Source organism: Streptococcus cristatus ATCC 51100 (genome assembly GCF_011612585.1).
Lineage (GTDB): Bacteria > Bacillota > Bacilli > Lactobacillales > Streptococcaceae > Streptococcus > Streptococcus cristatus_H.
In genome coordinates this window covers 1,628,651-1,647,296 of record NZ_CP050133.1, presented here as the reverse complement: position 1 = coordinate 1,647,296, position 18,646 = coordinate 1,628,651, and the positions used below count along the sequence as shown (strand labels likewise).

Annotated in this window: 16 protein-coding genes; 10 read left to right on the top strand and 6 right to left on the bottom strand. The window is 44.4% G+C overall.

Annotation, left to right across the window (positions count from 1 at the left end):
• Window positions 1–524 precede the first annotated feature (524 nt).
• The 4 genes from HBA50_RS10515 to HBA50_RS10500 all read right to left on the bottom strand — a co-directional run bounded on the left by HBA50_RS10515 (window position 525) and on the right by HBA50_RS10500 (window position 6,467).
• Entirely contained in the window at window positions 525–905 is a 381-nt protein-coding gene (locus tag HBA50_RS10515) for a hypothetical protein (protein WP_045498621.1), read from the bottom strand.
• 99 nt (window positions 906–1,004) lie between these two features.
• Complete coding sequence (locus HBA50_RS10510) at window positions 1,005–1,193, bottom strand: hypothetical protein (protein ID WP_045498626.1); 189 nt, start codon at window positions 1,191–1,193, stop codon at window positions 1,005–1,007.
• 945 nt (window positions 1,194–2,138) lie between these two features.
• Window positions 2,139–2,423, bottom strand: a complete 285-nt coding sequence (locus HBA50_RS10505) for a hypothetical protein (protein WP_045498629.1) — start codon at window positions 2,421–2,423, stop codon at window positions 2,139–2,141.
• 501 nt (window positions 2,424–2,924) lie between these two features.
• Window positions 2,925–6,467 (bottom strand): coiled-coil domain-containing protein, encoded by a 3,543-nt coding sequence (locus tag HBA50_RS10500; RefSeq protein ID WP_279539030.1) that lies wholly within the window; start codon window positions 6,465–6,467, stop codon window positions 2,925–2,927.
• Between the two features lie 130 nt (window positions 6,468–6,597).
• Between HBA50_RS10500 and HBA50_RS10495 the strand changes: the two genes are divergently transcribed.
• The 6 genes from HBA50_RS10495 (at window position 6,598) to HBA50_RS08215 (ending at window position 13,242) form a co-directional block, all read left to right on the top strand.
• Window positions 6,598–7,137: an LPXTG cell wall anchor domain-containing protein gene (locus HBA50_RS10495; RefSeq protein ID WP_279539042.1), complete on the top strand. Its 540-nt coding sequence runs from the start codon at window positions 6,598–6,600 to the stop codon at window positions 7,135–7,137.
• A 397-nt stretch (window positions 7,138–7,534) separates the two neighbouring features.
• The gene (locus HBA50_RS08240) at window positions 7,535–9,166 is read left to right on the top strand and encodes a Na/Pi cotransporter family protein (protein WP_045498632.1); all 1,632 of its coding nucleotides are present in this window, start codon (window positions 7,535–7,537) and stop codon (window positions 9,164–9,166) included.
• A gap of 301 nt (window positions 9,167–9,467) precedes the next feature.
• Window positions 9,468–10,634, top strand: coding sequence for an N-acetylglucosamine-6-phosphate deacetylase (nagA, locus tag HBA50_RS08230; protein ID WP_045498635.1), 1,167 nt, complete (start codon window positions 9,468–9,470; stop codon window positions 10,632–10,634).
• Window positions 10,635–10,850: 216 nt separating this feature from the next.
• Window positions 10,851–11,039: a hypothetical protein gene (locus tag HBA50_RS08225; protein WP_005591029.1), complete on the top strand. Its 189-nt coding sequence runs from the start codon at window positions 10,851–10,853 to the stop codon at window positions 11,037–11,039.
• 11 nt (window positions 11,040–11,050) lie between these two features.
• A complete protein-coding gene (locus HBA50_RS08220) occupies window positions 11,051–11,896 on the top strand; it encodes an aldo/keto reductase (RefSeq protein WP_045498638.1) in 846 nt (281 codons plus the stop codon).
• 593 nt (window positions 11,897–12,489) lie between these two features.
• A complete protein-coding gene (locus tag HBA50_RS08215; RefSeq protein WP_179856640.1) occupies window positions 12,490–13,242 on the top strand; it encodes a DUF6261 family protein in 753 nt (250 codons plus the stop codon).
• Between the two features lie 91 nt (window positions 13,243–13,333).
• Here HBA50_RS08215 and HBA50_RS08210 read toward each other — a convergent pair whose 3' ends face one another.
• Window positions 13,334–13,876, bottom strand: coding sequence for a hypothetical protein (locus HBA50_RS08210; RefSeq protein ID WP_045498643.1), 543 nt, complete (start codon window positions 13,874–13,876; stop codon window positions 13,334–13,336).
• 283 nt (window positions 13,877–14,159) lie between these two features.
• Between HBA50_RS08210 and HBA50_RS08205 the strand changes: the two genes are divergently transcribed.
• Window positions 14,160–14,915: a hypothetical protein gene (locus HBA50_RS08205; RefSeq protein ID WP_045499752.1), complete on the top strand. Its 756-nt coding sequence runs from the start codon at window positions 14,160–14,162 to the stop codon at window positions 14,913–14,915.
• A gap of 293 nt (window positions 14,916–15,208) precedes the next feature.
• On the opposite strand, the gene lctO is transcribed toward HBA50_RS08205, so the two are convergent.
• Window positions 15,209–16,345 (bottom strand): L-lactate oxidase, encoded by a 1,137-nt coding sequence (gene lctO, locus HBA50_RS08200; RefSeq protein ID WP_045498645.1) that lies wholly within the window; start codon window positions 16,343–16,345, stop codon window positions 15,209–15,211.
• Between the two features lie 215 nt (window positions 16,346–16,560).
• Between lctO and HBA50_RS08195 the strand changes: the two genes are divergently transcribed.
• From HBA50_RS08195 to HBA50_RS08185, 3 genes are read left to right on the top strand one after another with little or no spacing between them, the layout of a single operon-like run.
• Window positions 16,561–17,241, top strand: a complete 681-nt coding sequence (locus tag HBA50_RS08195; RefSeq protein WP_045498648.1) for an amino acid ABC transporter permease — start codon at window positions 16,561–16,563, stop codon at window positions 17,239–17,241.
• Complete coding sequence (locus HBA50_RS08190) at window positions 17,201–17,878, top strand: amino acid ABC transporter permease (protein ID WP_045498651.1); 678 nt, start codon at window positions 17,201–17,203, stop codon at window positions 17,876–17,878. The genes HBA50_RS08195 and HBA50_RS08190 overlap by 41 nt, the downstream gene beginning before the upstream one ends.
• The gene (locus HBA50_RS08185) at window positions 17,879–18,637 is read left to right on the top strand and encodes an amino acid ABC transporter ATP-binding protein (RefSeq protein WP_005591017.1); all 759 of its coding nucleotides are present in this window, start codon (window positions 17,879–17,881) and stop codon (window positions 18,635–18,637) included.
• Window positions 18,638–18,646 lie beyond the last annotated feature (9 nt).

Genomic DNA, 18,646 nt, shown 5'->3' with positions numbered 1-18,646 from the left:
TCAGTTTCAACAAGTACGAGTGCTTCAGCGTCATTGAGCTTGAGCCAGTCAGTCTCAGCAAGTGCAAGTGCTTCAGCATCAGAAAGCCTGAGCCAGTCAGTTTCGACAAGCGAGTCTGCTTCAGCGTCATTGAGCTTGAGTCAGTCAGTCTCAGTAAGTGCAAGTGCTTCAGCGTCAATGAGCTTGAGCCAATCTGTCTCAGTAAGTGAATCAGCTTCAACGTCATTGAGCACCAGCCAGTCAGTCTCAGTAAGTGCAAGTGCTTCAGCATCAGTAAGCTTGAGTCAATCCGTTTCAACAAGTGCAAGTGCCTCAGCTTCGTTGAGCTTGAGCCAATCCATCTCACTAAGTAATAGTGCTTCAACTTCATTGAGTGGTAGCCAATCAGTTTCAACAAGTACGAGTGCTTCAGCGTCATTGAGCTTGAGCCAGTCAGTCTCAGCAAGTGCAAGTGCTTCAGCATCAGAAAGCCTGAGCCAGTCAGTTTCGACAAGCGAGTCTGCTTCAGCCTCATTGAGCTTGAGTCAGTCAGTCTCAGTAAGTGCAAGTGCTTCAGCGTCAGTAAGCCTGAGCCAGTCAGTTTCAACAAGCGAGTATGCTTCAGCATCATTGAGCCTGAGCCAATCAGTTTCAGCAAGTGAATCAGCCTCAGCTTCGTTGAGTGGCAGCCAATCTGTCTCAACAAGCGCAAGTGCTTCAGCGTCATTGAGCTTGAGCCAGTCAGTTTCAACAAGCGAGTATGCTTCAGCATCATTGAGCCTGAGCCAGTCAGTTTCAACAAGCGAATCTGCTTCAACTTCATTGAGCACTAGCCAGTCTGTATCAGCAAGTGCAAGTGCCTCAGCATCATTGAGCCTGAGCCAGTCAGTTTCAACAAGTGAATCAGCTTCAACTTCATTGAGCACCAGCCAGTCAGTCTCAGTAAGTGCCAGTGCTTCAGCGTCACTGAGCTTGAGCCAGTCAGTCTCAGCAAGTGCAAGTGCTTCAGCGTCAATGAGCTTGAGTCAGTCAGTTTCAACAAGTGAATCAGCTTCAACGTCATTGAGCGCAAGCCAGTCAGTCTCAACAAGTGCCAGTGCTTCAGCGTCAATGAGCTTGAGCCAGTCAGTCTCAGTAAGTACAAGTGCTTCAGCTTCGTTGAGCACCAGCCAGTCAGTCTCAGTAAGTGCCAGTGCTTCAGCGTCACTGAGCACCAGCCAGTCAGTCTCAGCAAGCGAGTCTGCTTCAGCGTCAATGAGCTTGAGCCAGTCAGCCTCAGCTTCGTTGAGTGGCAGCCAATCTGTCTCAACAAGCGCAAGTGCTTCAGCATCAGTAAGCTTGAGTCAATCCGTTTCAACAAGTGCAAGTGCTTCAGCATCAGTAAGTCTGAGCCAGTCTGTATCAGCAAGCACAAGCACTTCAGCATCAGTAAGCTTGAGTCAGTCAGTTTCAGCAAGTGTAAGTACTTCAGCTTCGTTGAGCTTGAGCCAGTCAGTCTCAGTAAGTGCAAGTGCTTCAGCATCAGTAAGCCTGAGCCAATCCGTTTCAACAAGCGAGTCAGCTTCAGCGTCATTGAGTTTGAGTCAATCTGTCTCAGCAAGTGCAAGTGCCTCAGCTTCATTGAGCGCAAGCCAGTCTGTCTCAACAAGCGCAAGTGTTTCAGCTTCGTTGAGCTTGAATCAGTCTGTATCAACAAGTGCAAGCAATTCAGCATCAGTAAGCTTGAGTCAATCAGTTTCAACAAGTGAATCAGCTTCAAGCTCAATGAGCGCAAGCCAGTCTGTATCAGTAAGCACAAGTGCCTCAGCGTCATTGAGCTTGAGCCAACCCGTTTCAACAAGTGCCAGTGCTTCAGCATCAGTAAGCCTGAGCCAGTCAGTTTCAACAAGTGAATCAGCTTCAACTTCATTGAGCTTAAGTCAATCCGTTTCAGCAAGTGCCAGTGCTTCAACCTCATTGAGCACCAGCCAGTCTGTCTCAACAAGCGCAAGTGCTTCAGCATCAGTAAGCTTGAGCCAATCAGTTTCAACAAGCACAAGCGCTTCAGCTTCGTTGAGCTTGAGTCAATCGGTTTCACTAAGTAAGAGTGCTTCAACTTCATTGAGCGGTAGCCAGTCTGTCTCAGTAAGTGCAAGTGCTTCAGCGTCATTGAGCTTGAGTCAGTCAGTCTCATTGAGTAATAGTGCTTCAGCTTCGTTAAGCTTGAGCCAGTCAGTTTCAACAAGTGAATCAGCTTCAGCGTCATTGAGCTTGAGCCAGTCTGTCTCAGCAAGTGAATCAGCTTCAACGTCAATGAGCACCAGCCAGTCTGTCTCAGCAAGCGAGTCTGCTTCAGCGTCATTGAGCGCAAGCCAGTCAGTTTCAGCAAGTGAGTCTGCTTCAGCATCATTGAGCACCAGCCAGTCAGTTTCAACAAGTGAATCAGCTTCAACGTCAATGAGCACCAGCCAGTCAGTCTCAACAAGCGAATCTGCTTCAGCGTCAATGAGCCTGAGTCAATCAGTTTCAACAAGTGAATCAGCTTCAACGTCATTGAGCGCAAGCCAGTCTGTCTCAGTAAGTGCAAGTGCTTTAGCATCAGTAAGCTTGAGTCAGTCAGTTTCAACAAGTGCAAGTGCCTCCGCTTCGTTGAGCTTGAGTCAATCAGTTTCAACAAGTGAATCAGCTTCAACTTCATTGAGCACAAGTCAGTCTGTCTCAGTAAGTGCAAGTGCCTCATCTTCGTTGAGCTTAAGTCAATCCGTTTCAGCAAGCGAGTCTGCTTCAGCGTCACTGAGCTTGAGCCAGTCTGTCTCAGCAAGTGCAAGTGCCTCAGCATCATTGAGCGCAAGCCAGTCTGTCTCAACAAGCCAGTCTGTCTCAGTAAGTGCAAGTGCTTCAGCATCAGTGAGCCTGAGTCAATCCGTTTCAGAAAGCACAAGTGCTTCAGCATCAGTAAGCCTGAGTCAATCAGTTTCAACAAGTGAATCAGCTTCAACGTCATTGAGCGCAAGCCAGTCTGTCTCAGTAAGTGCAAGCGACTCAGCAAGTACAAGTTTGAGCACCAGCCTCAGTGCCTCAATCAGTGCCTCAGATTCATCAAGCACCAGCTTGAGTACAAGCCTCAGTGCCTCAATTAGCGCTTCAGATTCATCAAGCACCAGCTTGAGTACAAGCCTCAGTGCCTCAATTAGCGCTTCAGATTCAGCCAGCACAAGTTTGAGTACCAGCCTCAGTGCCTCACTCAGCGCTTCAGATTCATCAAGCACCAGCTTGAGCACAAGTCTCAGTGCCTCAATCAGTGCCTCAGATTCAACAAGTACTAGTCTGAGCACCAGCCTCAGTGCCTCAATTAGCGCTTCAGATTCATCAAGCACCAGCTTGAGTACAAGCCTCAGTGCCTCAATTAGCGCTTCAGATTCATCAAGCACCAGCTTGAGTACCAGCCTCAGTGCATCAATCAGCGCCTCAGATTCAGCCAGCACCAGCTTGAGCACCAGCCTCAGTGCATCAATCAGTACCTCAGATTCATCAAGCACCAGCTTGAGCACCAGCCTCAGTGCATCAATCAGTGCCTCAGACTCAGCAAGTACAAGTTTGAGCACAAGTCTAAGTGCATCACTCAGTGCCTCAGATTCAGTAAGTACAAGTTTGAGCACAAGTCTAAGTGCATCACTCAGTGCCTCAGATTCAACAAGCACAAGTTTGAGCACAAGTCTCAGTGCATCAATCAGTGCCTCAGATTCATCAAGCACCAGCTTGAGTACAAGTCTAAGTGCATCACTCAGTGCCTCAGATTCAGCAAGCACCAGCTTGAGTACAAGTCTAAGTGCATCACTCAGTGCCTCAGATTCAGCAAGCACCAGCTTGAGCACAAGTCTCAGTGCATCAATCAGTGCCTCAGATTCAACAAGTACTAGTCTGAGCACCAGCCTCAGTGCCTCAATTAGCGCTTCAGATTCATCAAGCACCAGCTTGAGCACAAGTCTCAGTGCCTCAATTAGTGCATCAGAGTCATCAAGTGCAAGCTTGAGCACCAGCCTCAGTGCCTCAATTAGCGCCTCAGATTCAGCCAGCACGAGCCTGAGCACAAGTCTCAGTGTCTCACTCAGTGCTTCAGATTCAGCAAGTACAAGTTTGAGCACGAGCCTCAGTGCCTCAATTAGCGCCTCAGATTCAGCCAGCACAAGTTTGAGCACAAGTCTCAGTGCTTCAATTAGCGCATCAGATTCAGCAAGCACCAGCTTGAGTACAAGCCTCAGTGCCTCAATTAGTGCTTCAGATTCAGCAAGCACCAGCTTGAGTACTAGCCTCAGTGCCTCAATTAGTGCTTCAGATTCAGCAAGCACCAGCTTGAGTACAAGCCTCAGTGCATCAATCAGTGCTTCAGATTCAGCAAGTACAAGTTTGAGCACAAGTCTAAGTGCTTCACTCAGTGCTTCAGATTCAGTAAGCACCAGCTTGAGTACTAGCCTCAGTGCCTCAATTAGTGCTTCAGATTCAGCAAGCACCAGCTTGAGCACCAGCCTCAGTGCGTCACTTAGTGCAAGCGACTCAGCAAGTACAAGTTTGAGTACTAGTCTAAGTGCATCAATCAGTGCTTCAGATTCAGCAAGCACCAGCTTGAGTACAAGCCTCAGTGCCTCAATTAGCGCTTCAGATTCAGCAAGTACTAGTCTGAGCACTAGCCTCAGTGCCTCAATTAGCGCTTCAGATTCAGCAAGCACCAGCTTGAGCACAAGTCTCAGTGCCTCAATTAGTGCATCAGAGTCATCAAATGCAAGCTTGAGCACCAGCCTCAGTGCCTCAATTAGCGCTTCAGATTCAGCAAGCACCAGCTTGAGTACAAGCCTCAGTGCCTCACTCAGCGCTTCAGATTCAGCAAGCACCAGCTTGAGTACAAGTCTCAGTGCCTCAATTAGCGCTTCAGATTCAGCAAGCACCAGCTTGAGTACAAGTCTCAGTGCCTCAATTAGCGCTTCAGATTCAGCAAGTACTAGTCTGAGCACCAGCCTCAGTGCCTCACTCAGCGCTTCAGATTCAGCAAGCACCAGCTTGAGTACCAGCCTCAGTGCCTCAATTAGCGCTTCAGATTCATCAAGCACCAGCTTGAGTACCAGCCTCAGTGCCTCAATTAGCGCTTCAGATTCATCAAGCACCAGCTTGAGTACCAGCCTCAGTGCTTCAATTAGCGCTTCAGATTCAGCAAGCACCAGCTTGAGCACAAGTCTCAGTGCCTCAATTAGTGCAAGCGACTCAGCAAGTACAAGTTTGAGCACGAGCCTCAGTGCCTCAATTAGTGCAAGCGACTCAGCAAGTACAAGTTTGAGCACCAGCCTCAGTGCCTCAATCAGTGCCTCAGATTCATCAAGCACCAGCTTGAGTACCAGCCTCAGTGCCTCAATTAGCGCTTCAGATTCATCAAGCACCAGCTTGAGTACCAGCCTCAGTGCCTCAATTAGCGCTTCAGATTCAGCCAGCACAAGTTTGAGTACCAGCCTCAGTGCCTCACTCAGCGCTTCAGATTCATCAAGCACCAGCTTGAGCACAAGTCTCAGTGCATCAATCAGTGCCTCAGATTCATCAAGCACCAGCTTGAGTACAAGTCTCAGTGCCTCAATTAGCGCTTCAGATTCATCAAGCACCAGCTTGAGTACCAGCCTCAGTGCCTCAATTAGCGCTTCAGATTCATCAAGCACCAGCTTGAGCACAAGCCTCAGTGCATCAATCAGCGCCTCAGATTCAGCCAGCACCAGCTTGAGCACCAGCCTCAGTGCATCAATCAGTGCCTCAGACTCAGCAAGTACAAGTTTGAGCACAAGTCTAAGTGCTTCACTCAGTGCCTCAGATTCAGTAAGTACAAGTTTGAGCACAAGTCTAAGTGCTTCACTCAGTGCCTCAGATTCAACAAGCACAAGTTTGAGCACAAGTCTCAGTGCATCACTCAGTGCCTCAGATTCAGCAAGCACCAGCTTGAGTACAAGTCTAAGTGCATCACTCAGTGCCTCAGATTCAGCAAGCACCAGCTTGAGCACAAGTCTAAGTGCCTCAATCAGTGCCTCAGATTCAACAAGTACTAGTCTGAGCACCAGCCTCAGTGCCTCAATTAGCGCTTCAGATTCATCAAGCACCAGCTTGAGTACAAGCCTCAGTGCCTCAATTAGCGCTTCAGATTCATCAAGCACGAGCCTGAGCACAAGTCTCAGTGCCTCACTCAGTGCCTCAGATTCATCAAGCACCAGCTTGAGTACAAGCCTCAGTGCCTCAATTAGTGCCTCAGATTCAGCAAGCACAAGTTTGAGCACCAGCCTCAGTGCCTCACTCAGCGCGTCAGATTCAACAAGTACAAGCATAAGCACAAGTCTCAGTGCTTCAATCTCAGTAAGCGAGAGTGCATCGTCTTCTGTAAGCAGTAGCCAATCAGTCTCAACAAGCGAGAGCACTTCAGTGTTATTGAGCGCTAGCGCATCTGCTCTTGCAAGTGAAAATGATTTGGCATCACTGAGCATAAGCGAATCTATATCAGCAAGAGCAAGCTTAAGCACCAGCGTATCGGCTTCAGTCAGTGCGTCAGAGTCAGCAAGCGTAAGTACCTCTACATCACTTAGCGATAGCCTTTCAAGCAGCTTGAGTACAAGTGTGTCACAAGAGTCAAACTCATTCAGCTATAGTAAGGGTGATCCAACCAGCGAGTCTAAGCCAGAGTTTAACCTGCCAAGCTACCTCGCGTCTGTAAGTGCAAGTACTTCAGCTTCTGTAAGTGATAGTCAGTCTATCTCTACTTCATTGAGTACAAGTGCAAGCATTTCAGGTTCAATCAGTGCCAGTCATGCCATCGCCGACGATTCACTTTCAGCAAGTGCCTACTTGAGCATGAGTGTTTCTGCTTCATTGAGCACATCCGCAAGTGTGTCACTGAGTGATAGCGCAAGTATCTCTACTAGTCTGTCTGAAAGTGCATCTGTATCTAGTGCGACAAATCACTCTCAAGCACCTAAGCCACAGCCTGCACAACCAGAAAAAGTCAAGGTTACTCCAAACACTAAAGCTTTGCCAAATACAGGAACTGCCAATAATCCATTAGCAGCGCTTGGATTAGGAATAGCAACGTTGGCATCAGCCTTTCTTAAGAACAAAAAGAAGAAAGAATCAACATCTGATGTGAACTTGGAAGACTAATCTTAAGACCTAGCTAAAATGATACCAGCACTTTAGCGATGGAACGCAAATCCCAGATAGCCTATAGCTATCTGGGATTTTTGCTTTTTGCATGTATAGAATGTGAGTTATGCTGAGATAAAAGATAAACTGGGCAATTTAGATGTTTTGAGCCTGAGACTAGAAAGCGATGAACCAAGCTAAAAATATTGAAATTTAGTTCTGTCTACTTGTCTTTTCTTGTAGTGAGAGAGCCTTGTCGCTTGCTCTGGTTTGGTCTTGAGTGTGATGAAAATAAAAGTTTCAAAATTAGCAAAAAATAATTTGATTCTTTTTTAGAAAAGGCTTGTGAGATTAGGCTGGATGTTTTAAAATAGTATAGGAGATTATCCGCTATTTATTTTTCGGAGGAAAAGAAATGTCCATTAATTGGCAAGAAATTATATTTAGCTTTTTAGGAGGCTTGGGGCTGTTCCTATACAGTATTCGTATGATGGGAGACGGCTTGCAGCAGGCAGCGGGAGACCGCCTGCGCTATTTCATTGATAAATACACGAGCAATCCTTTTTTAGGTGTGCTAGTTGGGATCGGGATGACAGCCCTGATCCAGTCTAGTTCAGGTGTGACAGTGATCACAGTTGGTCTGGTGAGTGCGGGGCTGTTGACCCTGCGTCAGGCTATCGGGATTGTCATGGGGGCCAATATTGGTACGACCGTGACCTCTTTCATCATTGGTTTTAAGCTGGGTGATTACGCCCTGCCCTTGCTCTTTGTCGGTGCGGTTTGCCTCTTTTTCACCAAGAATCGCTCAGTGAACAATGTCGGGCGTATCCTCTTTGGTGTCGGTGGCATCTTTTTCGCCCTCAATCTCATGAGTGGAGCCATGGAGCCTCTCAAAGACTTGCAAGTCTTCCGAGATTACATGGTTCAGCTGAGTAAAAATCCAGTCTTGGGTGTCTTTGTCGGAACGGGCTTGACCCTGCTCATTCAAGCATCTTCGGCGACCATCGGGATTCTGCAAAATCTCTATGCCAGCAATCTCATTGACCTGCAAGGAGCTTTACCAGTTCTCTTTGGTGACAATATCGGAACGACGATTACAGCGATTATTGCTTCCTTGGGGGCTAATATCGCAGCCAAGCGTGTCGCTGGAGCCCATGTAGCCTTTAACGTTGTGGGAACAGTCATCTGTATGCTCTTCCTGCTGCCTTTCACATCACTGATTCAGTGGTTTGAGACAGCCTTGCATTTGTCACCAGAAATGACTATTGCCTTTGCCCACGGAACCTTTAATATTACCAATACTATTATCCAGTTTCCTTTTATCGGCCTTCTAGCTTATTTGGTTACCAAGCTGATTCCGGGTGAGGATGAAACCGTTAAATACGAATCTCTCTACCTAGATATGATTTTGATCGACCAAGCGCCATCATTGGCTCTGGGAAATGCTAAAAAGGAACTCCTTCACTTGGGTGGCTACGCGGCTAAATCTTTCGAATTGGCCTATGATTATATTATTAATTACGAAGAGAAATCCGCTGAGAAGGGCCATAAGACAGAGGAAGCCATCAATGCCATTGATGATGAATTAACTCGCTATCTGATTGTCCTATCTGGTCAGCAGCTCAATCCAAAAGAGAGTGAAGTCTTGACCAGCATTCTGGACTCTAGCCGTGATTTGGAGAGAATCGGTGACCACTCAGAAGCTTTGTTGAATTTGACAGACTACTTGCACCGTAAGAAAGTGGAATTTTCACCAGCTGCCTTAGCAGAGTTGGAAAACATTTATCAACTGACCTTGGACTTTATCAAAGAAGCTTTGACTTCTGTGGAAACAAATGATGTGGAATTGGCCAACACTTTAGAAGCTAAGCATACAGCTATTGACAAGCTAGAACGCAGCTTGCGCAAGACTCACATTGCCCGTCTCAACAAGGGAGAATGTACGCCTCAGGCTGGGGTCAACTTCATCGATATTATTTCCCACTATACCAGAGTTGCTGACCACGCCATGAATTTGGCTGAGAAAGTACAGATGGAACAAATTTAAGACAGAAAGAGGCTGGGACAAAAGTCCTAGCCTCTCAATTGTCTTTGGATTGTCGAGCAAGACGCAGTGGTTGAGTGGGCTCTACTACGCTGATTTCATCAGCTTTTACAGCCCTACTCAACTGTGCGGAGGTGGGACGACGAAATCGAATTCTAACGAATTACCGATTTCTGTCCCACTCTCTTTTCTTGATTTAAATAATATAATAAATTTTTCTAAAAAAGAGGTATAGACCATTTACAAATAAAATAGAAAGCGTTATAATAGAGTCAATAGAAATAGAACAAGAGGAGGCAGTCAGATGCCTAAATATATAAAAGCCGATCAGTTCTTCTATCCTCAAGGGATTCGCAAGGGTGGATTTTTAGAAGTGATTGATGGAAAATTTGGAAAATTAGTACAGGAAGTCCCTGCGGATGCGGAAGTGGTGGATTACACAGGCTACTCTGTCGCACCGGGTCTGGTGGATACCCATGTCCATGGTTTTGGTGGGGTCGATGTCATGGACAATAACATCGAAGGTACCCTCCATACCATGAGTGAAGGGCTTTTGACGACTGGGGTGACTAGTTTCCTGCCGACTACGCTGACATCATCTTACGAGCAACTTCTAGCTGTGACGGAGAATATTGGTGCGCGCTATCAAGAAGCAAGTGGTGCCAAGATTCGCGGTCTCTACTTTGAAGGGCCTTACTTCACTGAAAAGTACAAGGGTGCCCAAAACCCAGCCTACATGAAGGACCCTCGTATGGATGAATTTCGTGCTTGGCAAAAGGCAGCCAATGGCCTGCTAAATAAGATTGCTTTGGCACCTGAGCGTGAGGGCGTGGAAGAATTTGTCCGCACCATCACTGATGAAGGTGTGACAGTCGCTTTGGGGCACTCTAATGCGACCTATGACGAAGCTAAGGCAGCAGTGGAAGCAGGAGCCAGTGTTTGGGTACATGCCTACAATGGTATGCGGGGCTTGACCCACCGTGAACTAGGTATGGTTGGGGCTATGTACGAGCTGCCTCACACTTACGCAGAGTTGATTTGTGATGGGCACCACGTAGATCCCAAGGCCTGTGATATTTTGCTCAAGCAAAAGGGCCATGAACATGTAGCCCTCATCACAGACTGTATGACTGCAGGTGGGCTGGAAGATGGTGACTATATGCTGGGAGAATTTCCAGTGGTGGTAGCCAATGGCACAGCTCGTCTCAAATCGACTGGCAACTTGGCAGGATCAATCCTGCAGCTCAAAGACGGCCTGAAAAATGTGGTTGAGTGGGGCATCGCAAATCCTCACCAAGCAGTCATGATGGCCAGTCTCATCCCAGCAAAATCCGTCCACATTGACGATGTCTGTGGCCAGATCAAGGAAGGCTATGATGCCGATTTTATCGTGCTGGACAAGGATTTGGAGCTGGTTGCTACTTATCTGGATGGTGAAAAGCGCTTTGAAGCTGCCTCCAGTATTCTTTAATTGAGTCTCCTTATATTTTTAGAAAGGATGGGGTAACCTGTCCTTTTTAATGTAGGGTTGCTGCTTTTCTCTAGGATTTTCTTGAGGGACTTGGGCAAAGCTAGAATGGTTGGCGCAACTAGAAAGTCTCTGAGATATTTTTCTTAACAGATGGTAGGGCTTTCTCAATGAAAGAGAAGATGTTATAATAGGGTTATCACAAACGAGGAGGACAGGATGAAAAAGATTGATTATAAATTTATGGGAATGGGCTTGGTGTTCCTCTTCTTTGGATTGCTACTGCATCGTTTCTTGATATTTATTGCTGGGCTGGCCTTTATCATTTACAGCTTTTTCAGCCGAGGTATGGCTCCAACCAAGGAAAATATCTTTAAGCCAAAATTGGCCAAAAGAAAGAAAAAATAAGGAGAACAGATATGCAAAATTATACCCTTAACAATGGCGTCAAGATTCCAGTCTTGGGCTTTGGTACTTGGAAGGCTCAGGACGGAGAAGAGGCTTATCAGGCAGTCTTGGCCGCCCTTAAGGCTGGCTATCGCCACATTGATACGGCAGCTATCTATAAGAATGAGGAGAGTGTTGGTCGAGCAATTAAAGACAGCGGCATTCCGCGTGAAGAGCTTTTCATCACCACCAAGCTCTGGAATAGCAAGCATACTTATGAAGAGGCTTTAGAAGCCTTTGACAGCTCTATGGAGCGATTGGGGCTGGATTATCTGGATCTCTACCTCATCCACTGGCCAAATCCTAAGCCTTTACGAGAAGACGGGGCTTGGCAAAAGCGCAATGCAGAAGTTTGGCGGGCCATGGAAGACCTCTATCAAGCTGGTAAGATCCGAGCGATCGGCGTCAGCAATTTCCTGCCTCATCACCTAGAGGTTCTCCTAGAAACAGCGCGTGTCACTCCAGCCGTCAACCAAATCCGCCTAGCGCCAGGTGTCTATCAGACAGAGGCAGTGGACTTCTGCCGTGCCCATGATATCCTACTTGAAGCTTGGGGACCATTTGGCCAAGGCGAACTCTTCCAAAATTCAGCTGTGCAGGCGATAGCAGATAAGTATGGCAAGACTATTGCCCAAATCGCTCTAGCTTGGAGCCTACAAGAAGGCTTCCTGCCCCTGCCTAAGTCGGTCACTCCGAGTCGGATTGCTAGCAATCTAGACTGCTTTGACATCGAATTGAGTCCAGCTGACCTAGAGATTCTCAAAAATATCAGCGGTTTGGAAGGCGGAGCACCTAATCCAGATGGAATGGATTTTTAAGCGATAGACGAACATCTTTTTAGTTGAAATCAACCTACTCGATATCTTAGTTATTAGTATTTAAGAAAGTTTTATAGTGACCTAGGCCTCGGCTGGTCACTTTTCCTATAGTTTCATGGCAATCTAGGCCTCGGCTGGTTATTTTTCCTATAGAATCGTGGTAATCTAGACCTCGGCCGGTCACTTTTCCTATAGATTCATGGTAACCTAGGCTTCGGCCGGCTACTTTTTCTATAGAATCATAGCAATCTAGGTCTCGGCTAGTCATTTTTCCTATAGATTCATAGCAATCTAGGCCTCGGCTGGTCACTTTCCCTATAAATTCATGGTAATCTAGGCCTAGAAGGCTCTTTTCATTTCTATTTATAAGATCCGTCGCCCCTCGGTCATTTGTCGTCAAAAACAAGTGCCAGATGAGGGGCGATTTTGTGTCTTTTTCTTTTGAAAGACTAGAGGAAAAGTTGGAAAGAGACTCCGTTTTTTGAAAAAATGCCCCTTTCAGGGATAAAAAATGACATTTTAGGGCAAGAGACCCCAAGTTTCATCTCTACATGCTATACTTGCTTTATCAAAAATATTGGAGAGGTTTTATGATGAACACTACTTACACCATTCGCCCCTTGTCTTATAGCAATCTGACCCACCGTGAGTTTGAGAGTCTAATGGTTGATTCTTATCAGCTACTCACGATTTTTACGAGCTCCTATAGAGATGAGGATATGTACAGCAAGCACCTAGAGGGCTTTCATAGCAAGCTAGAGCAGTTTCAGGCTCAATTGGCCAATGTGGAAAAGAAAGACTCTATGAGTCTCGTAGAACTAGACAAGGAGCGAGATAACGCTCTGGTTGGTCTGTTTACCTTGCATAAGGGCTTTGCCAAAATCAAAGACAGAGACTTGAAAGAAGCCTATGAAGTCTTGCTGCCAGTCTTTAAAAAATATAAGGATATCACCAAGCATACCAATGCCGTCGCAACGGCTGAGATTAAGAGCCTGCTCAAAACATTGCAGGAAGAGCCCTATCAGGGGGCTGTGACGAGTCTAGGCCTTCTCCCTATGCTGACGGCTGTGATAGCGGCTCAAGCGGACTATGATAAAGGAGAAGCAGAAGCGCGTGCAGCCAAGTCAGCCAAGGAAGTCGGTAAAACCAAACAGCTACGCAACGAAATCTCCCGTACCTACGACCTCTTTGTGCGCTATACAGCAGCCGTCGCAGAAGCCTATCCAGAGAGAACTAACTTGACCAAACTCCTCAAAGACCTCAATACGATCCGAGACAGCAAGCGCCGTTTAGTTGGCACAAATAAGAAAACAAAAACGGAAGAAGCAGGAGAGAAATCAGCATAAAGAAGCCCCCTTAGAAGGAAGATTCTGAGGGGGATTTTTGTGGATTTGTGATAGGTCTTTAGTAAGTAGAGACAGTGAATTAAAAATTAACTTATTTCAAATTGTTAATATCACTGATGAAAAGTGAGCGTAATATTGTATTCTCTGTTTTTTTAACTCCTAAATCATTCCTCATATGGTTCAATATTTCTTCTGATTTATCAAGTAGTTTTTGTCTATCAGTATTTTCGAAAGAAAGCAATATAAACTCAGACCATGATTTTACAACGTTTTTAGATCCCCATAAAGAAAGACTTTTATTAAGAGTTAGTATATCATTTTCTAATTCAGGGTAATTTTGATCTTTATTTTTTACTATTTTATAGATTATCGCTACAAATTGTTCATATGGTTCTTCTCGTTTTTGTGTTAAATACTCTCTTTTTTGTTGTTGTCGTTCCCAAATAAATTTGGCAATAGTAGACGCAATTGAGATTGTACCAGACACTAGAGCTACAATAATAACAGTATCCAGTGTTGGTAGGTTATTAAAAAATGTGATTGAGAATAGTATTGCTTTTACTAGTGCCCAAAGGCTAAAAATGAGAATAGCAATTGCAATAATTTGACCAATACGATATGAAATTTTTTCCATTATGGCTCCTTTAAATTAAAGATACCTTTATTTTACAGCATTAGGATTAAGGAATCAATATTTTTTAGATAGTTGTACATCTCCTATTATGCTGAAAGCATAAGCTGAAGAAATTAAATATAGCAATATCAAAATAGTGTTATTTTAGTATAAAAATACTTTATGATTCGTTGAGAAACTGATAAAATAGTTCGAAGATAAGCAATAAAATTATAAATAGAGATTGAATAAGGGATTTCAATGTTATTAGACATAACTTCGAGTATAGGAGATGAAAATTGTTATGGATAAGTTAGCTATTTTTCAAATATTGGGTGAATTTTTAAATTCACAGTTTATCAGTTCAATGCTAGGTGCTCTTTTGGGCGCTGGGGTAGCGGTGTATATTGCAAAGCTTCAAAATAAACAACAACTTAAACAGTTGAAATATGAACATAAGCTACAACGAGAATTTTTTGAAAAACAAGAAGAGAACGAAAGGGAACGTATTTTTTTACAATTTACGATAGAACGGGCTGAGAGGTCTTATCAAATTTTGAATGAGCTAAAAAAAGCTGAAGCAATGTTTCGAGATGAAGGAATATGGTTTATCGAAAATTTTTCAGAGGAATTGGATTTCAAAACGGAGTTCGTTAAATTTTATTATAAACACTTGATTCCTAAATATTATCACTATATAGATTTGAGAGATGAGTTGTTGTTAAGTATAGTTATTCAAGATGATGTTAAACTTTCCCAGTTAAAAACAGAAGTTAATGACGAAATTGAATTATTTAATAGTTCTTTTGAAAACATTTCTAAGGTTATAGATTTCGTAGAATATACAAAAATTACTGATGAATTTTTAGCTAAAACGAAGTTGATTGAAAAATGTGATAAATTAAAAATCCATTTAACTAAATATATTATGGATAGTACGTTTAGATTAGTTTCACCTGAGAAAATGGCCGAAAAGATACTAAACCAAACAAAAGGGGATTTGAATATTCGATTTAAAGTTGTAAGAAAGGAGAATATGAAAGGGGCAACTGAAGATTAGATTTGAAACTTTTAATAGAAATTGGAGAAAACTTAGACAATGTATACTTGTCCTACAAAAACTACACAAATAATTTAAGAAAAAGATTTAGTTCTGTATTGGACAGGGCACTGGTTTGTTCCTCTGTATAGTACTTTCTCGTTAGTTTTCTCACTTCAAGTTACCCATTATTCCATAGATGATAGTTATGAACTATGACCATATAAGTTAATTTCTTATTAAAAACACCCCAAACGTTAGATTTTATGTCTAACATTTGGGGTGTGTTTTTTCATTATAAATTGCTTTATTTATCAATACAATTTCAAATCACGAGGGTCAACTGGGAAAGTTGGGTTGTATGGATTGTGACGGAGTTTGAAGTGTTTGACATCTTCGATGGTCTGAGTTCCAGATAGTTGCATAACGGTTTTTAGTTCAGCATTTAGGTGTTCAAAGACTTGGCGAACACCGACGCTACCACCAAGAGCCAAACCATAAATGACAGGACGTCCAATGGCTACCAAGTCTGCTCCTGAAGCCAAGGCCTTAAAGATATGTTGGCCACGACGGATACCAGAGTCAAAGACAATCGGCACACGTTTATCAACTGCTTCAGCAACTTCTTGAAGTGAGTCAAAGGCAGCTGGTCCACCGTCAATTTGGCGGCCACCGTGGTTGGTTACCCAGATTCCAGAAGCACCTGCGGCAAGCGAACGTTCGACATCTTCACGGCATTGAGGACCTTTGACATAGACAGGAAGTCCTGAGTATTCAGCGATAAACTCGACATCTCGTGGCGATAGGCGTTGTTTAGCTGATTTGTAGACAAAGTCCATGGACTTACCAGCACCTTCGGGTAAGTATTCTTCAACGATAGGCATGCCAACTGGGAAAACAAAACCGTTGCGCTTATCAACTTCACGATTGCCTCCTACAGTCGCATCCGCAGTTAAGACAATGGCTGTGTAGCCTTCTGCCTTGACACGATCCATGATATGGCGGTTAATGCCATCATCTTTGCTGAAGTAAAATTGGAACCAATGAGGTGTCCCTTGGAGGGCTTGAGAAATTTCTGGAAGGTCAACAGTGGAGTAGGAGCTGGTTGTATAAAGAGAGCCAAACTCATGTACACCACGCGCAGTGGCGACTTCTCCTTGTTCATTTGCTAATTTATGGGCTGCAACAGGCGCCATGATGATTGGTGAAGATAGTTTTTCTCCAGCAAATTCAATCTCAGTGCTTGGGTTTTCCACATCACAGAGTGTATGAGGAACAATGAGTTTATGGTTAAAAGCTCGAATGTTCTCGCGTAAAGTGAACGTGTCCTCAGCACCACTCGCGATGTAGCCAAAAGCAGCTTTAGGAATGACTTGCTGCGCCATAGGCTCCAGATCATAGGTATTGATAAAATTCACAGGGCCTTCGGCATTGCTTGTTTTGTATGACATAAAATGTCCTCCTTGATAAAAGTAAACGTTTACTTTTTGGTTTACAGGAACATCTTAACTCTTTTTCATGTCATTTTCAAAAATTTTGTCTGGAAGTTTCAGATTGCAATAGAGACGATAAATATTTTTTATCATTGTGATAGAAAATACATATTATCCAAACATGCCTTTTAGTGCTACAATAGCTGTATTATTCCTAGATGGGAGGTTCTCTTTTGGATTGGTCCATTGTTGAACAATATCTACCATTATATCAAAAGGCATTTTTTTTAACCCTGCATATCGCAGTTTGGGGTATTTTGGGAGCTTTTCTAGTTGGTTTACTTGTTAGTATCATCCGACATTATCGCATCCCTGTTTTGGCACAGCTAGCCACAGCTTATATTGAATTATCGCGAAATACGCCCCTTTTGATCCAACTCTTCTTTCTCTACTTCGGGCTTCCTCGGATTGGGATTGTCCTTTCCTCAGAGGTCTGCGCCACCCTTGGTCTCATCTTTTTGGGAGGCTCCTATATGGCAGAATCCTTCCGAAGCGGGCTAGAAGCAGTTAGTCAAACCCAGCATGAGATTGGCTTAGCGATCGGTCTAACACCCATTCAGGTTTTTCGCTACGTGGTCTTGCCACAAGCCACAGCAGTGGCTCTGCCGTCCTTCAGCGCCAATGTGATTTTCCTGATTAAGGAGACCTCTGTCTTCTCTGCGGTTGCTCTAGCCGATCTCATGTATGTTGCTAAGGACTTGATCGGGCTTTACTATGAGACAGATATTGCGCTGGCTATGTTGGTAGTAGCCTATCTTATTATGCTCCTGCCTATATCATTGCTTTTTAGTTGGATAGAAAGGAGGCTCCGCCATGCAGGATTCGGGAATACAAGTACTCTTTCAGGGAAATAATCTCTTGCGGATCTTACAAGGATTGGGAGTCACGATTGGTATTTCCATTCTCTCTGTCCTCTTATCCATGATTTTCGGAACGGTTATGGGAATCATCATGACCTCTCATTCTAGAGTCGTTCGCTTCTTGACACGTTTTTATCTAGAATTTATCCGCATCATGCCCCAATTAGTGCTACTCTTCATTGTTTATTTCGGTTTAGCCCGAAATTTCAATATCAACATTTCTGGAGAAACTTCTGCCGTTATCGTTTTTACCCTCTGGGGAACGGCTGAAATGGGGGACTTGGTGCGTGGAGCTATCACTTCCCTTCCTAAACATCAGTTTGAAAGCGGACAGGCGCTGGGCTTAACGAATTTCCAACTTTACTACCACATCATCATCCCGCAGGTCTTGAGAAGACTGCTTCCGCAGGCCATCAATCTCATTACTCGGATGATCAAAACGACTTCTCTGGTTGTTTTGATTGGAGTCGTTGAAGTTACAAAGGTGGGACAGCAAATCATCGATAGCAATCGTTTGACCATTCCAACCGCATCCTTTTGGATTTATGGAACCATACTGGTCTTGTACTTCGCAGTTTGCTTCCCTATCTCTAAACTATCCACTCACTTAGAAAAACACTGGAGGAACTAAATGTCTGATACCATATTAGAAATCAAGGATCTAAAAAAATCCTTTGGAGACAATCCTATCCTCCAAGGACTTTCCCTAGAAATCAAGAAAGGGGAAGTAGTGGTTATTCTAGGACCATCTGGTTGTGGGAAAAGCACCCTCCTTCGCTGCCTCAATGGCTTAGAAACCATTCAGGGTGGAGATATTCTTCTGGATGGCCAGTCCATTATTGGAAACCAGAAAGACTTTCACTTGGTTCGTCAAAAGATTGGCATGGTCTTTCAAAGTTATGAACTCTTTCCCCATCTGGACGTTTTGCAGAACCTTATCTTAGGTCCTATCAAGGCACAGGGTCGAGATAAGAAAGAGGTGACGGAAGAAGCCCTGCAATTACTGGAACGTGTCGGACTGCTCGATAAAAAACACAGTTTCGCTCGCCAATTATCTGGTGGACAAAAGCAACGGGTTGCCATTGTTCGTGCCCTGCTCATGCATCCAGAAATTATCCTTTTTGACGAGGTGACGGCTTCGCTTGATCCAGAAATGGTGCGTGAGGTCCTCGAACTCATCAACGACCTAGCTCAAGAAGGTCGTACCATGATCTTGGTGACCCACGAAATGCAGTTTGCTCAAGCTATTGCAGATCGGATTATCTTCCTTGATCAAGGGAAGATTGCTGAAGAAGGAACGGCTCAGTCCTTCTTTACCAATCCACAAACCAAACGAGCACAAGAATTTTTAAACGTTTTTGACTTCAGCCAATTTGGCTCATATTTATAAAGGAGATTC